This window comes from Flavobacterium alvei (assembly GCF_002920895.1).
Lineage (GTDB): Bacteria > Bacteroidota > Bacteroidia > Flavobacteriales > Flavobacteriaceae > Flavobacterium > Flavobacterium alvei.
Genome location: NZ_PQVG01000003.1, coordinates 68,637 through 83,750, shown reverse-complemented (window position 1 = coordinate 83,750; position 15,114 = coordinate 68,637). Strand labels below are relative to the sequence as shown.

General features: G+C 35.7%; 14 protein-coding genes and 1 tRNA gene. 9 read left to right on the top strand and 6 right to left on the bottom strand.

The annotated features are described in order from the left end of the window. Nucleotides 1-33 precede the first annotated feature (33 nt). From C3L50_RS05725 to C3L50_RS05705, 5 genes are all read right to left on the bottom strand, one after another. A complete protein-coding gene (locus C3L50_RS05725) occupies nt 34-474 on the bottom strand; it encodes a retropepsin-like aspartic protease (protein WP_103805208.1) in 441 nt (146 codons plus the stop codon). Next, nucleotides 471-3,086 carry a CHAT domain-containing protein gene (locus C3L50_RS05720; protein WP_103805207.1) on the bottom strand — a complete coding sequence of 872 codons (2,616 nt, stop codon included), beginning with the start codon at nt 3,084-3,086 and terminating at the stop codon, nt 471-473. The genes C3L50_RS05725 and C3L50_RS05720 overlap by 4 nt, the downstream gene beginning before the upstream one ends. Nucleotides 3,087-3,167: 81 nt before the next feature. Next, nucleotides 3,168-5,123 carry a PKD domain-containing protein gene (locus C3L50_RS05715; protein ID WP_103805206.1) on the bottom strand — a complete coding sequence of 652 codons (1,956 nt, stop codon included), beginning with the start codon at nt 5,121-5,123 and terminating at the stop codon, nt 3,168-3,170. Nucleotides 5,124-5,207: 84 nt separating this feature from the next. Further along, the gene (locus C3L50_RS05710) at nt 5,208-6,194 is read right to left on the bottom strand and encodes a hypothetical protein (RefSeq protein WP_103805205.1); all 987 of its coding nucleotides are present in this window, start codon (nt 6,192-6,194) and stop codon (nt 5,208-5,210) included. Nucleotides 6,195-6,368: 174 nt separating this feature from the next. Continuing rightward, nucleotides 6,369-6,755 carry a hypothetical protein gene (locus tag C3L50_RS05705; protein WP_103805204.1) on the bottom strand — a complete coding sequence of 129 codons (387 nt, stop codon included), beginning with the start codon at nt 6,753-6,755 and terminating at the stop codon, nt 6,369-6,371. 128 nt (nt 6,756-6,883) lie between these two features. Between C3L50_RS05705 and C3L50_RS05700 the strand changes: the two genes are divergently transcribed. The 6 genes from C3L50_RS05700 to C3L50_RS05675 all read left to right on the top strand — a co-directional run bounded on the left by C3L50_RS05700 (nt 6,884) and on the right by C3L50_RS05675 (nt 11,460). Next, a complete protein-coding gene (locus tag C3L50_RS05700; RefSeq protein WP_103805203.1) occupies nt 6,884-7,468 on the top strand; it encodes an RNA polymerase sigma factor in 585 nt (194 codons plus the stop codon). 2 nt (nt 7,469-7,470) lie between these two features. Next, entirely contained in the window at nt 7,471-8,187 is a 717-nt protein-coding gene (locus C3L50_RS05695) for a tetratricopeptide repeat protein (RefSeq protein ID WP_103805202.1), read from the top strand. Between the two features lie 141 nt (nt 8,188-8,328). After that, the gene (locus C3L50_RS05690) at nt 8,329-9,096 is read left to right on the top strand and encodes a TatD family hydrolase (protein ID WP_207764307.1); all 768 of its coding nucleotides are present in this window, start codon (nt 8,329-8,331) and stop codon (nt 9,094-9,096) included. Nucleotides 9,097-9,157: 61 nt separating this feature from the next. Then, on the top strand, nt 9,158-10,294 hold the full coding sequence (locus C3L50_RS05685; RefSeq protein ID WP_103805200.1) for a 1-acyl-sn-glycerol-3-phosphate acyltransferase: 1,137 nt from the start codon (nt 9,158-9,160) through the stop codon (nt 10,292-10,294). Further along, nucleotides 10,284-11,312 carry an asparaginase gene (locus tag C3L50_RS05680; protein ID WP_103805199.1) on the top strand — a complete coding sequence of 343 codons (1,029 nt, stop codon included), beginning with the start codon at nt 10,284-10,286 and terminating at the stop codon, nt 11,310-11,312. The genes C3L50_RS05685 and C3L50_RS05680 overlap by 11 nt, the downstream gene beginning before the upstream one ends. 61 nt (nt 11,313-11,373) lie before the next feature. Further along, nucleotides 11,374-11,460 (top strand) — tRNA-Ser (locus tag C3L50_RS05675). Between the two features lie 458 nt (nt 11,461-11,918). Here C3L50_RS05675 and C3L50_RS16290 read toward each other — a convergent pair. After that, nucleotides 11,919-12,059, bottom strand: a complete 141-nt coding sequence (locus C3L50_RS16290) for a hypothetical protein (RefSeq protein WP_165783979.1) — start codon at nt 12,057-12,059, stop codon at nt 11,919-11,921. A 382-nt stretch (nt 12,060-12,441) separates the two neighbouring features. Between C3L50_RS16290 and C3L50_RS05670 the strand changes: the two genes are divergently transcribed. From C3L50_RS05670 to C3L50_RS05660, 3 genes are all read left to right on the top strand, one after another. Beyond that, entirely contained in the window at nt 12,442-13,158 is a 717-nt protein-coding gene (locus C3L50_RS05670; protein WP_103805198.1) for a DsbA family oxidoreductase, read from the top strand. Between the two features lie 209 nt (nt 13,159-13,367). Further along, nucleotides 13,368-14,642, top strand: coding sequence for a Y-family DNA polymerase (locus tag C3L50_RS05665; protein WP_103805197.1), 1,275 nt, complete (start codon nt 13,368-13,370; stop codon nt 14,640-14,642). After that, nucleotides 14,633-15,073, top strand: coding sequence for a LexA family protein (locus C3L50_RS05660; RefSeq protein WP_103805196.1), 441 nt, complete (start codon nt 14,633-14,635; stop codon nt 15,071-15,073). The genes C3L50_RS05665 and C3L50_RS05660 overlap by 10 nt, the downstream gene beginning before the upstream one ends. Nucleotides 15,074-15,114: the final 41 nt, after the last annotated feature.

Sequence of the window (15,114 nt, the reverse complement as noted above, 5' to 3'; positions counted from 1 at the left end):
AGAAATCCCGTTTGAGAAATTGAACGGGATTTTTTATTTCCCCAAATACAAACAATGATTGTAGTAATCAATAATTCCCTTGCCTTTCATTAAAATATCGGCACCTATGATGCCGTGAACAGGTTTAGCTTTATATGCAATCAAGGCTTCATTGACGTGGGATAAATCAAAAATAACAAGATTAAAATCACTGTATTTCCAATTGCCCAATTGTAGTTTGTTTTTATGCGCTGTTTGAGTGGTCATTCCGGTTGCTCCAGCACCAGAAGCTTTAGTTTTAGAATCTTTGGCTTCGAGTTGAAACAATTCGACACTTTCAAAACCAATACAACTATTGGATGCTCCCGTGTCGAGAATAAAATTGCCTTTTACGCCGTTAATCTTTGCTTTTATCAGCAAATGTTGGGTTTTCGAAACCTTGAATTTTATTTTTTTGTAGTTTTCTTTTTTGAGAAGATAAGGAAGGTAGTTCATTTTCGAAAGTGTTTATAGACCAAAAATAGTCCAATTAATAGCAATAACCCAAGAATATAAAAAGAATAATTCGTTGGTTTCTCGGCAGTTTCAATTCCGCCATAATACACGAAAGCACTCCAGTAATAAGGCGATTTTTTGGCATTCGAAACCGATTTGTCGTTCAAGAAATCTAGTTTGGCTTGATGATTGGCTTCCAAATACGAACTTCCGTTTTTGATGTTTGCATAAAAATCTTCCATAAAAACCGAAGTCGTATAATCGTTCACTTTCCATAAGGAAAACAACAAATTTTGTGCTCCGGCAAACTGGAATCCCCTGGCAACACTCATCGCACCTTCGGATTTGTAGAGTTTTCCTATTCCCGTTTCGCAAGCACTCAAAACCACCAAATCGGGATTGATGTTGAGGTTGTATAGTTCTGAATACAAGATTTCCTGATCATAAAATTTAATACTTGCCGGCGTTTCGGTATCGCCTGAAGTGGCGTGCGTACTCAAATGCAAAATCGAATAATTGGCAGTATTCTTCTTGAAATTGTCGAAAGTAGCAGTTTTATTATCGAAAAATTGGCCGTCGAAATTGCTTTTTATGGATTGCATTTCGGTTTTGGAAAACACCAATTCGTAAGCTGTTTTTTCGAAAATTGGGAAAATGCCTAGAACTGTTTTCTTATCTCTTGAAATGGGTTTGCCATCCAAATAAAATGTTGCCGAATTATTATAGGCAATCCTGAAATCATTCAGCAAATAATGCATTTGGGCAAAATTGGTCGTGGTGGATTCTTTGGTAATCAAGGCTTCGAAAGGAAGAAAACACAGTATTCCGTCTGGGATTATGACGAGGTTTTGATAAGTCCAGTTTGTAGGCAATTGCAACATTTTGTAAATTGAATTACCATAATGATTGTAACCCGAAATATCGTCAATTATTTTATTGGCATCGCTGAAATAATCCAAAAACGAAATTATTTTCGGTATCGCCGTGTCTGTTATGTTAATGTGTTCAAGTTTTATTCTTTGGTTTGCCAAGGTAAAAATGTACATTTTCTCAAAGCCCGAAAAATACTCCACCATAATGGCTTTGTCTTTTTCCAGTTTCGAATACAAGGATTTTAAATCAATGTTTTCGGCTGAATTGACTTGATTTTTGGCTCTGATTTTTTTTAGCGAAAGCATCAATTCGTTTTGTTTTTTTATCGCTTCGTTTATTTTTGAAATGTTCGCCAATTCGCCTTTTTGTTGTTCTTTGACGATTTTATTATTCCAGCTTTGGAGTTGTTCCAAATACAATTTTTCTTCCCTCGAAGCTGTTTTTTTGTCGGAAAGATAACTTTTCAAAACACCCGATTTGGTTCGTTCCGAAAGTAGGAAAGCCTTTTCTATATAACTGGTTTTCCCTTCTTTTTTGTAGAGAAAATCATAAATGGCAATACATTTTTCGGTTCGGTTTCTGATGCGGATTTGGTTGATGATTTTTGAATTTTCATAGACCAACAAGTTTGAGAATAAATCCTCGATTTGAAAAGAAAGTGCATACGCTTCCAAGGCTTTTTTGGGTTGGTTTTGTTCTGTAAAAATTTGGGCTTGCAAGTCCAAAGCGTCCAGCAAAACGGTTTCGGCATAAAGAGAATTGGGATTGGGCAGAATGTTTTTTTGATTGGAATAATTGGGAATCAAAATTTTGAAAACGGCTTTAATCAAGATGCTGGATTCGGAATATTTTTGTTGTTGAAACAATAAATTGGCTTCTTCGTATTTGAATTTGGCTAGCTTTCGAGACGAAATATTCGGACTTGCAAAGAAATAGTTCTTGGCTTTTTCAAAATAAGAATTGGCCAATTCCATCTTTTGCCATTGCAAATTTAATGAGGACAAGTTGCGGTAACAATTGGCCAGCGTTTCGGTTTGGGTTTTGTCGGATTTTAATAGTTGAATGGCCGATAAATAGGAGCTTTCCAGTTTTTTTATCATATTGGATGGAAAAAAGGTAGGTTGTCTGTAGCTCAACACATAATTATTTCCCAAGTTGTTGAACAAGTTTCCTTTTTGAACGGCAGATAATTTCTCGGTTTTAATGGTTTTTTCGAGTAAATCAATCGCTTCGTTTACTCGACCCGTGTTTTGATATACATTCGATAAATTCAGGATTGCCGCTATTTTTTGGACTTGGTTTTTCTCGGTTTCGGCAATAAAATAATACTGTTTGATGGTGTTTTCGGCATTGTCGTAATCGCCCATAATAGTGTAAAGATTGCCCAAAGGTTTCAGGCAATATTCCGTAATGTCGTAATTAGAAAGTTGGTATTTTTGATACACTTGCCAGCCTTTTTCATAACTCGAAATGGCTTGGTGGGTTCTTCCAAATAGATTTTCGTAATAGGCTTTGTTGCAATTTAGGACAACAATCGCAAGTAGTTCATTCTTGGTTTTTGGTTTGGGATTTTTCCAAAAATCAGTTTCTGTTTTGGCTAAATTTTGCAATCCTTCAGCGGTGGGATTGGTGGAATAGGCATCAATGGCAGCATAAATTTTATCTTCTGGCGTAAGCGGATTTTGTCCAAAAACATTTAGACTTAAAACAATCAGAAGAAAAATAAGTTTTTTAACCATTAAGGAATTAAGTTTATTAAGTCTGTTCAAAAGAAACTCCGTGACAATCTGTTTAAATCCGTGTCATCCGTGTGCCAATAATTAAAACTTCCAAATGCCATACAACTGGAAATAATTGAAATTGTCTTCGAAATTGATGACATATCTCGCGCCAAAACTGGGGCCAATTCGAGCAAAACCTGCAGTCAAATCAAACAACAATCCCGTTTTGAAATTGGTAAAAGATTCTTTTTGAGTGTTAGTTTCGTTGGTTGTTGAGAGTAAAAGTTTATCGGTTGGTCCTTCATAAGTTTCTATTTTCAGGTTTTGTTCCTGCTTTTCCGAAACATTAAAATTGGCTTGCAATCCTGCGCCAATTCCAATAAAATTATTAATGTTATAACGCATCAAAACGGGAATTTCCCAATTGATACTGCTATTTTCTATCGAAGTTGTGATGCGTTGCAATTGACGAACGCCATTGGCATTTTGCACAAATGTTTCTGTTGTTGTGGTCGTCCCGTCATAAGAATGCAAGCTGTTTACAAATTCGGCTTGCCAATAATAACGATAGGATTTATAAGGCGAAATTGTGGCTCCCACAAAATAACTCTTGGAATTTTCTAAATCGGGATAGTAATTATACCCCACTTTGGCTCCAACAGAAATTCCGGGACTGAATCGTGTCGTGGCATAATTGGTAATGATGGGTTCGTTTTTATCGAAAATAATTGCGGTTCGGCTTTTGGTATTTACTTTGTGAAAGTCCTTGTTGAACTTCATCGAATACTTGACAAATCCTTTGGTACTGTCCTTTTCCTTGACGTTTTTCTGCTCGCTTCCCGGCAAATAAATGTTTTTGAAAGTGAAGAAAATTTGTTTTTGTTTGATGATGGTATCCAAACAACTTGTTGTGGGTTCTTCTCCTTTAGGGCAAATAGGGCATTTAGGATACATATCTTCAATCTGGAAGGTTTTTTTGTCGAACATTTCGGGAATGTCGGTTTCCAATCGAATCATTCTCGCTGGACCTTCGCCGTTATTTTGGAATCGGGTTTTGAAATTGACTCTTTTAAATCGCACCAATCTATAATTCATAAAACTCCCGTTGGAACCCATTTTGTTGGGGTCGTGCGAGGTCACGATTTCCATTTCTAGGTTTTTTATTTTGTGGTTTTTATAACTTCTATTCGGTACAAAAACACTTCGCATTGTCACGGTGGCACTGGTGTCCTTAATCATTTCGGGCGTGGTTTTGTGCGTGAAAAACACATTGCGGGTTTCGCCCGGATTTACGCCGTCAAATTCTAAAACGGTTACGTTTTTATAAGTTTTGTTCGCTTCTAACAAGGTCGCATCTAAATCTTCTTCGGTGGTTGTAGTTCTGTATCTTTTGGCTACTGCCAATGCATTTGCAGAAGCCAAATAAGAATTGGAGTTTTCTAAATCATTCGCAGTTGCCACCAAATTTTCTTTTACTTCTCGTTCGCCAGCATACGTTCGGAAATCGACCAATTCGAAGTTGTTGTTTTTGAATTGTTTTTCGTTGTAAAAAAGATATAATTTCCCGTCGGTGACATAATTTTCCATATTTTGATAACTCACGATCACTTCCATTTGTTGGTCGGGAATCGGGTCACAATTTTTTTGGATGGCCAATCCATTTTGATCTTCGATGGAAGCAATATCAGTGTAAACTTCTTCATTCGAAGTTTCGTTTACGGCCACCGATTTTGGTCTGGTTGCCGGTGGTTTTCCGTTGTCGTAATTGTTGGTTACAGCAAGTCTAGCGGTGTAAGTTCCTTTGTTTTTATAAACGTGTTTAGGCTCGGCTTCTTTACTATAATGACCATCTCCAAATTCCCATAAGTGAGAATAGGAAGGTTTTGGTGCGCCCGCAATCGGAATTAACGGAGGCGTTTCAGGTTTGAATTTTACCGCATTAGCCTTTTGATTATAAGTGATATTGGCTCTTCGAGTTACGGTATCTTTTACCTTGGTTTGCGAAAAAGATACGATAGAGAATAGAAAAAAGAAAATAGAAATTTGTTTTTTCATAATCCATTTGGTTTAGTTAAGGTTCTAAAAATAGAAAAAAGTGGTGAGCAAATCACCACTTCGTTCAAAAACTTCTGTTTTAGACTATTGAATCGCATTAATTGCTGCCACCATTTGAGCTTCAGTTGCTACTGTTGTTTCCGCTAAACTAAAGGTGTAAACATCGCCTGCTGCAACGGTTACTGCTTTGATGGCATATCTCCAATTGCCATTGTCTTCAGTGGCAAAAATCACGTGACAAGCCAGTCCTATTGGGATTTGACCGTAATGTTCGCTGAATTGTTTCGTAGTGGAATTATAAGTATCTAATTTAGCTAAAGCATTGGTTCCTTCGCCATCATATGACAAATAAATAGCGCTATTGGTGTTGTCATATCCAGTTGGAACTTCGGCTAGAATGGTTGTTCTAGGTCTGGGGTCACTGTAGAATTTATCCACGTTTGTCCAGCCAAAGTTGCCAAAAGATACATTATAAGTATTTTGTTTAAAATCAACATTTCCGTCTTTTTGCCCTCCAGTTCCTGCAGCAGTTCCAGGTCTTACCCAAGCCAAATTTTCAGGATCGGTAGTAATGTCTCCTGCCCAGAATAGCATTCCTGTATCAATGGTTCCTGTTAAATTTGCGGGTACTTGAAGTTGAATACCGCCATTTGACACTAAATCAACTCCGCCTTGAGAGGCTTTGATGAAAAATTCTCCACCTGATTTTAGTAAACTTTTTTTACCGTCAGGCATCACTCCCATTGTAGGTTTGTTAGTGATTAGCATATTTCCTTTGTCGAAAAGCTCGATAAAAGTAATGTCGATTGCTCCAGTAACAGGACTTCCGTTTTTAGTTAGCGTATTCCCGTTTAAAGTGATAATAACTCCTTTTGCAGATGTCAAAGTTATGGTTCCTGTTCCAGCAGTTGCTGTGAAATTTTGAGTATTACTTTTGAGTCCGGCTTCGTTTATTCCTTTGAATGCAGCTGCTGTTGGAGGAATTGGATCTAAATTTTCATTGTTAGTACAGCTTGCGAAAATCATTGTTGCTAAAGCTAAAAGTCCGATGTTTTTAATTTGATTTTTCATAATTTCTAATGTTTTAAAATGGTTGTTTATAGTTATATCAATTCGGGTTTGATATTGTTACCCCTTCAATCTGAATTTATTTCAGATTCTTGTTTTTTTTATCGAGTAATTAATGCCCAGAGTTTATGGAAGAAAGTGATTCCAATTTTTTTTAAATTTTTCATAATCTAAAATTTATATCTTTTTGTTTGCTTTTACATTATATCCTGGCTTAACACTACTCTCTTGTTTCAAAGTGCTTTTAGGAGGAAAAGGATTTCCATCATCCTGACCGTTTGGTCTTGTAGTTCTTTCGTTCGTTTGATTACTTTTAGTTCTTGTTTTTAGAATCTGAACAGGTTCTGTAGTTTCGTCAGAGATAGAAGTCATTTCTCCAGACATACTATTTTCTTTAAAATAAAGATTGGTAATTGCACCAGTGCTTGCCAAATCGCTTTTAGCTTTTACGATGTCTTGAGTTGATTTTTCTGTTTGTGCAAAACCAATTGATGTTGCTAAAACCATTAGAAGATAATATTTGTTAATGGTGTTTTTTTCTGATTTGTGATGAGTTGATTTCATAATTTCTATTTTTAAAGGATTATAATTTTTGATTTATACCGTTATATCAATTGGGTTTTAAATTTGTTACCCCTTTAATCTGAATTTATTTCAGATTCTTTTTTACATTAGCAGATAAATATTTTTTTATGGCACAAAGCACAATTCATCCCGACCAAATTTATATCGATGGACTTGCCAATAATAATTCGGCGGTAATTCAATCTATTTACAAGAATTTTGTACCTAAAGTGGTTTCGTATATAAGGAACAATTCTGGAGATCAAGACCAGGCGCAAGATGTGGTTCAGGAAATTATGATTTTGCTTTTTAATCAGGCTAAAGCCAATAAATTGCAACTGACTTGTCCGTTTGACGCCTACTTTTTTTTATTGTGCAAAAGAAAATGGTTGAACGAACTCAAAAAATCTTCGAATAAAGGGGTAACAATCGATGATGATTTGCCATCTACTAATGAACCCACCGAACAAATGGTGACTGAAGCCGAACTATTCGACGAAAAACAGCAGCTTTTTGACTTGATGTTTCAAAAACTGGGCGACAAATGTCAGGAGTTATTGAAATTGAGTTTCACCATCAAATCGATGGAGGAAGTAGCCGAAAAACTCAATGTAACTTATGGTTATGTGAGAAAGAAAAAATCGTTGTGCGTTGGTCAATTAACCCAGTGGATTCAAGAAACCAATCGCTTTCAATCTTTAAAAATTACTTAGCCATGAACGAGGAACGCTACATATTATTCGAAAATTATCTTTCAAACCTATTGTCTGCTGAAGAAAAAGCAGACTTTGAATCTCAACTTCAAACGGATACCGATTTTCGCAAAAACTTTGAAATTTATCAAAACTGGACTAATTTTTTAGAAAATAAATTTTCGCCAGAAGCAGTTGATTTCAAAAAGAACATAGAATCCATTTCTAAAAAACACTTCAAAACCAAAAAATCGAAAGTTATTGATTTGCGATCTTGGCATTATGCAGTGGCGGCTTCTGTAACAATTTTATTTGGATTGTTTCTTTTTCAAAACATAAATCCAACTTTTGAGGATTATGACAATCCAGAAATGGCCACTTTTGTTGAAAGAGGAGATGTGAACGAAAATTTAAAATTGGCGCAAGATGCTTTTAATGCAAAAGAATATAAAAAAGCAATTCCAATTTTTGAAACGGTTTTAAAAACCAATAAATCACCTGAAATTCAGTATTTTTATTCCATTGCACTTCTGGAAGACAATCAACTTCAAAAAGCCGAAATCAATTTTTCTGATTTAAGATATGGAAATTCTATTTACAAAAACAAGGCGACTTGGTATTTGGCACTTTCAAAACTCAAACAGAAAGATTTTAGATCCTGCAAGGATATTCTGTTGACTATTCCTGATGATTTCGAAGATTACGACCAAGTTCAGGAATTGTTGAACGAATTGGATTAGGTTTTAATTTCACGGAGATTCACAAAGAGTTTTCGCAGAGATTCGCAAAAAATGGAATTATTTCTTTGTGTTACTTTGTGTTGCCTTTGTGAATTTTTGCGTAATAATTGTAAGTTTGCAACTTAATATTTGCATCAAATAATGATTATTACCGACACGCACACCCATTTATATTCCACTGAATTTGACCAAGACCGCAACGAAATGATTCAGCGTGCCATTGATGCTGGAGTTACACGATTCTTTATCCCTGCTATTGATTCTGCTTATACGCAGTCGATGTATGATTTGGAAAAAGCTTATCCCGAAAATATTTTTTTGATGATGGGCTTGCATCCAACGCACGTAAAAGACAACTATCTCTATGAATTACAACATGTTGAAGAAGAATTATCCAAAAGAAAATTCTTTGCCGTGGGCGAAATTGGTATCGATTTGTACTGGGATAAAACCCATTTACCGCAACAACAAGACGCTTTTAGAAAACAAATTCAATTAGCAAAACAATACAAATTGCCCATCGTAATTCATTGTCGGGAAGCTTTCGACGAAATTTTCGAAATATTAGAAGCAGAAAAATCGACTGATTTATTCGGGATTTTTCATTGTTTTTCTGGCACTTATGAGCAGGCATTGCAAGCCATTTCGTATAATATGAAATTGGGAATTGGCGGAGTTGTGACTTTCAAAAACGGAAAAATAGACCAATTTTTAAGTCAAATCGATTTGAAACATATTGTTCTAGAAACCGATTCTCCCTATTTGGCACCCGTTCCTTTTCGAGGAAAACGCAACGAAAGTAGTTATCTAATTAATGTTATCGATAAACTGTCAATGATTTACAATCTGTCGAAAGAGGAAATCGCTCTGATTACAACCCAAAATTCTAAAGCTATATTTGGGATTTAATGTAGATTTCACTACTTTTCGATAAAATTTTTGTTCATTTGCCTTTTAAAAAACAAGTTATATGTCAAAATTTGACGCCATTCGTCCATTTTATGAAACTGAAGTAAACGATGCCATTCAAGGTGTGCTTCATCACCCTATGATGAAAGCATTGATGAACTTTACATTTCCAGATCTTCCTGACGAAATATGGAAAGAACAGTTGCTACGAACGCATTCAACGAGAGATTTTCAATGTAACTTTACATACAAATCACTCAAAAAAATTCTTGAAAAAAAATCAGATGGATTGACCACTTCTGGATTTGAAAAGCTTCAAAAAAACACACCTTATTTGTTTATTTCAAATCATCGAGACATCCTTTTAGATACTTCATTACTAAATGCTTGTTTGTTCGAAAATAAATTAGTGATGACTGCATCGGCCATTGGAGACAATTTGGTGCAAAAATCATTCTTGAGAACACTAGCCCGATTAAACCGAAACTTCCTAGTTCAAAGAGGTTTGTCGCCACGCGAAATGTTGCAAAGCTCAAAATTATTATCCGAATATATCAGCATATTATTGCAACACGAAAACCGTTCTATTTGGATAGCACAACGAGAAGGAAGAACAAAAGACGGCAATGACGCTACAAATCCTGGCGTTTTAAAAATGCTGGCTATGGCATCTGACGAAGAAAATTTGATGGATTATTTCAAGAAAATTCAAATAGTTCCCGTTTCTATTTCATACGAATACGACCCAACCGACTTCTTGAAAATGCCACAACTTTTGGCAGAAGCCAAACAAGAAATTTACATCAAAGAAAAAAATGAGGATTTCATCAACCTTATGAGTGGGGTTATGGGTCAAAAAAAACGCATTCACATTCACGTTGGAGATGTTCTAGATAAAGAATTGGATATTATAAAAGAGCTACACGAAAACTCAAACAAACAAATTCAAGCTTTGGCACAAATAATAGACGATTCTATTTTAAGCAATTATAAACTTTGGCCTACCAATTATATTGCTTACGATATTTTGAATAAAACCACAACCTATCAGCATTTGTACACCGAAAACGAAAAATCGCTTTTTGAACGCAGATTAGAAATGAGGATAGATCATAGCAATCCATTGGCGTTGCAAGGTTTCTTGTCTATGTATGCGAATCCGGTTGTGAATAAATTAAAATACGAAAATGCTATCTAAAGCCAAAATCCTCTTGATTTATACCGGCGGAACCATTGGTATGATGAAAGATTTTGAAACAGGAGCACTCAAGGCTTTTAATTTTAGAAAATTGCTGCAAAAAATCCCTGAGTTAAAACAATTGGATTGCGACATCGAGACAGTTTCTTTCGAAAAACCAATCGATTCTTCTAATATGAATCCCGAGAATTGGACAGAAATTGCTCAAATCATAGAAAACAATTTTGACAATTTTGATGGATTTGTAGTGCTCCACGGTTCGGACACGATGTCTTATTCTGCATCGGCATTGAGTTTTATGCTCGAAAATTTATCAAAACCCGTGATTTTTACAGGCTCGCAATTGCCCATAGGCGATTTAAGAACCGATGCCAAAGAAAATCTCATAACAGCCATTCAAATTGCGTCGTTAAAAGAAAACGACAAACCCCTAATTAGCGAGGTATGCCTTTATTTTGAATACAAATTATATCGAGGCAATAGAACGACCAAGATAAATGCCGAAAATTTCAATGCGTTTATTTCTCCAAATTATCCCACTTTGATAGAATCGGGAGTGAATTTGAAGACTTTTCCCGATTTGTTTTTGCCACAGACCAAGGCAAAAAAACTTAAAATTCATAAAAAATTAGACACTAACGTAGCCATTATAAAAATGTTTCCTGGCATTAGTGAAACCGTTTTATCGGCAATTTTTGATATTCCGCAACTAAAAGGAATCGTATTAGAAACCTATGGTGCAGGAAATGCTCCAACCGAAGATTGGTTTTTATCCTTACTAAAAAAAGCCATTGCCAACGGATTGTATATCGTTAATGTGACCCAATGCTCCATCGGAAGTGTGAACATGGGAAAATATGAAACGAGCACTGCCTTGAAGGAAATTGGAGTGATTTCTGGCAAAGACATCACTACCGAAGCTGCCATTACCAAATTGATGTACTTGCTGGGACAAAATGTTTCGAAAGAAAATTTCAAAACCCTTTTCGAAACTTCTTTAAGAGGAGAAATTTCATAAAAACCGTTTTTTAATTTTCTTTAATCATTTTTTTTAGTGTTATTTGCACCCTCAAACAACTAGAGAGGTGTCCGAGTGGTTGAAGGAGCTAGCCTGGAAAGCTAGTATATGGGTAACTGTATCGAGGGTTCGAATCCCTTCCTCTCTGCAAGTAGAAATACAATAAAAGCTAAAACGCTGTAAAACTTATGTTTTATGGCGTTTTTCTTTTTATCAATATTATAGACGTTGATCTTGTTTGTTGGCACAGTTTGAAAAAATGAGCTAATGATTCATGGAGATATCATCGCGATCGGTTTATTTTTTTTCTACAAATTTAACGTTTCGATTTCTTCGATTTGTTTGTCCGTCATTGTACCAAAACATTATTTTCGGAACATACAAAGCCAGAGTTTCGTCTGTGTCCTCCTCAAATAAAGTAATTGTTTTTCTTAAAATTGTTTTCAAATTGCCTAAACCTACTATCTCAAAAGCATCACCATTTTTAAAAAATTAGTAATCGGTGCCATCGCTTCGTGTATCCGTACGCATCAAATAAATTCCCTTTTTTCTATCAGCGCTTAAAGGTGATTTATCGGTAATTTCCCAGGTCAAAACACCTAATTTTTAGCTTTCGGTGATTTCTCCTTTACTTTTGAAAAAATCAACCATAGATTTTTTCATCACTTCAATATCGTTTCCTTTTTGAGAAAACATTGAGTAAAAACAAAAAACACTTAGAATAGTTAATATTGTTTTTGATTTCATAATTATTATTTTACGCTTTCTCTAAGAATTTTGTCACTAATTGCATTTGGTTTTTTTCTATCCACTCCCCCGAAGTCTTCTTTTAAAACTAAACATCATCAGAACTTGGATGCTGTGCAAATGTCGATGACTTCGCACCCATTCCTACATACCGTTCCAACTTTTTCAAAATGACTATTGCAATGCGTTTGATCCTTCAAATATACTCATTTTTACTACAAAAAAACCTTGTCTTTATTGCCTATTGTAATGACAGTGGCTAGAAAAATCGTACTAATCTTCGAGATTATTTTCCATTCCATCCTAATAAAAACTTAAAGTAAAAACAGTTCCAACCAGAATGAATTAATTTTGCAACAGAAAATCAATTGGCAATCTTGATATGGAAAATAAATTGAGCGTACAGATTTGGTCGGATATTATGTGTCCGTTTTGTTATATAGGAAAAAGAAGAATCGAAGAAGCTTTAAGCCAATTCGAACACAAAGATGCCGTTGCCATCGAATGGAAAAGTTTTCAATTGGATGCAGGTTTTATTCCTTCATCCGATGATAATTTAGCCGAACACTTGGCAGATAAATACGGAAGAGATATCGATTGGGCTCAAACGATGTTAGAAAATACAACGCAAAACGCAAAAACAGCAGGATTGGATTTTCATTTTGAAAAATCAGTGATGGCGAATTCCCACAATGCACACCGATTATTGCATTTGGCTAAAAAATATCAACTTGCTAACGAATTGAAAGAACTGCTTTTTAAAGCTTATTTCACCGATGGCAAAGATTTAAACAATCTCGAAACACTAACCGAATTAGGAATCGCCGTAGGACTCGAAGCCGAAATTGTTGCTCAAGTTTTACATTCTAACGCTTATAGCCAAGAAGTAAAACAAGACATTCAACAAGCTGGAGCGATAGGTGTTCAAGGAGTTCCTTTTTTTGTTTTTGACAACAAATATGCTATTTCGGGGGCACAGCCAACCACCACTTTTTTACAAACGTTGGAAAAAGTATGGCAAGAAGGACAATTTGATTCGAAAATTACTTTGGTAAACAGCACTACGGAAAACAGTTGCGATATTAATGGATGTGAATAAGAATATTATTAGGACACAGATGACTCCGATGCCAAGGCAAACGCGGATAAAAACGAATTTTTCAAATAATATAAAAGTAAAAATCCGTTTTTATCCGTGTTTTCGCAAAGCGAATCCGTCTCATCTGCGTCCCATTTTTTTTATCAACAATCGCTAAAATTAACTTTTGTTCCGCCACGATATAAACTGCTGTTTTGTAATTTTACAGGATGTATGCTTTAGTCGATTGCAACAATTTCTACGCTTCCTGCGAACGTGTTTTTCAACCGAAATTCAACGGAAAACCTGTTGCAATATTATCCAACAACGACGGCTGCGTGATTTCTAGAAGCAATGAGGCCAAAGCCGTTGGCGTTCCAATGGGCGCTCCAGCATTTCAAATCAAGGAATTGGTCAAAGAAAAAAACGTCCAATTGTTTTCTTCCAATTATCCACTCTATGGCGATTTGAGCAATCGAGTAATGGCGATTTTAAATCAATTTACACCCAATGTAGAAATCTATAGCATTGACGAAGCTTTCCTAAATTTTGATGGATTAGACATTTCAGATTACCACGATTACGGTCTTCAAATGAAAACTCGTGTACAAAAATGGGTCGGAATTCCGGTTTGCATTGGCTTTGCCAAAACCAAAGCTTTATCGAAAGTAGCCAACAAAATCGCCAAGAAATTTCAGGAAAGAACCCAAGGCATTTATGTAATTGACACCGAAGAAAAACGCATTAAAGCCCTAAAATGGACAAAAATTGAAGATGTTTGGGGTATTGGCTATCGAATGAATAAAAAAATGAAGTCGAAAAACATTAAAACTGCGCTAGACTTCATCCAACCACAACACGAAGCTTGGATTAGAAAAGAAATGGGCGTTGTAGGAATGCGCTTGAAATATGAATTGGAAGGAAAATCGGTTTTGGATTTGGAGCCTATTGTGGACCAAAAGAAAAGCATTGCCGTTACCCGAAGTTTTCCCAAACAAATTGCCGATTTCGATTTGTTGCGCGAACGTGTGGCAACTTTTGCCTCGGTTTGTGCTGAAAAATTGCGGAATCAAAAATCCTGTTGCCACACAATTATTGTAATGTTGGTCATTGACAAACACAGCATTCAAACGAATAAATATTATTTTAATATGGCTGTTACACTACCTTTTGCAACTAATTCGACCTTGACTATTTCGAATACAGCCATTGCGATATTGAAAAAATTGCACGCCGGAAATGAAAACATCAAGTTCAAAAAAGCAGGAGTAATTGTCACCGAATTGATTGACGAAAACAAAAAACAACTGCAATTATTCGATGAAGAAAACCCAAAACATTTGGCTTTAATGCAGGCAATAGACAAACTCAATCATAAAATTGGTGATAAAAAAGTAAAACTCGCCACCCAAAACTTGAACCTGACTTGGAATATGAACCAGAACCATCTGTCGCCAAAATACACTACTAATTTCAACGATATTCTCGAAATACGATGTCCCTAAAAAAAGACCAAAAGCTAACTTTTTTCACTCCAGATTTTGAAAGTGAACTGCGAATTCCTTTCATCAAAGAAGGTGTTTCGGCAGGATTTCCCTCGCCTGCGGCTGATTTTATGGAAAATAGCATTGATTTAAACAAGGAGTTAAGCGAAAACCCGTTGGCCACATTTTACATCAAAGTCAAAGGAAACTCAATGATTGATGCTGGCATCAACGACAAAGATGTTTTGGTCGTGGATAGAAGTCTCGAACCCCAAAACAACAAAATCGCCATTTGCTTCATCGACGGCGAATTTACCGTAAAGCGCATCCAACTCGAAAAAGACTGCTTGTATCTAATGCCGGAAAACCCCAATTATCCTCCCATAAAAGTCACGGAAGAAAACCAATTAATCATTTGGGGAATTGTGACTTATGTGATAAAGAAAGTGTGAAATTGAAAAAATCATCTACTTTACGGAAAACCGTAAAGTAG

Coding starts and splice junctions, on each gene's coding strand:
- C3L50_RS05725 (WP_103805208.1), bottom strand. CDS start 474: ATGAACTACCTTCCTTATCTTCTCAAAAAAGAAAACTACAAAAAAATA.
- C3L50_RS05720 (WP_103805207.1), bottom strand. CDS start 3,086: ATGGTTAAAAAACTTATTTTTCTTCTGATTGTTTTAAGTCTAAATGTT.
- C3L50_RS05715 (WP_103805206.1), bottom strand. CDS start 5,123: ATGAAAAAACAAATTTCTATTTTCTTTTTTCTATTCTCTATCGTATCT.
- C3L50_RS05710 (WP_103805205.1), bottom strand. CDS start 6,194: ATGAAAAATCAAATTAAAAACATCGGACTTTTAGCTTTAGCAACAATG.
- C3L50_RS05705 (WP_103805204.1), bottom strand. CDS start 6,755: ATGAAATCAACTCATCACAAATCAGAAAAAAACACCATTAACAAATAT.
- C3L50_RS05700 (WP_103805203.1), top strand. CDS start 6,884: ATGGCACAAAGCACAATTCATCCCGACCAAATTTATATCGATGGACTT.
- C3L50_RS05695 (WP_103805202.1), top strand. CDS start 7,471: ATGAACGAGGAACGCTACATATTATTCGAAAATTATCTTTCAAACCTA.
- C3L50_RS05690 (WP_207764307.1), top strand. CDS start 8,329: ATGATTATTACCGACACGCACACCCATTTATATTCCACTGAATTTGAC.
- C3L50_RS05685 (WP_103805200.1), top strand. CDS start 9,158: ATGTCAAAATTTGACGCCATTCGTCCATTTTATGAAACTGAAGTAAAC.
- C3L50_RS05680 (WP_103805199.1), top strand. CDS start 10,284: ATGCTATCTAAAGCCAAAATCCTCTTGATTTATACCGGCGGAACCATT.
- C3L50_RS16290 (WP_165783979.1), bottom strand. CDS start 12,059: ATGAAATCAAAAACAATATTAACTATTCTAAGTGTTTTTTGTTTTTAC.
- C3L50_RS05670 (WP_103805198.1), top strand. CDS start 12,442: ATGGAAAATAAATTGAGCGTACAGATTTGGTCGGATATTATGTGTCCG.
- C3L50_RS05665 (WP_103805197.1), top strand. CDS start 13,368: ATGTATGCTTTAGTCGATTGCAACAATTTCTACGCTTCCTGCGAACGT.
- C3L50_RS05660 (WP_103805196.1), top strand. CDS start 14,633: ATGTCCCTAAAAAAAGACCAAAAGCTAACTTTTTTCACTCCAGATTTT.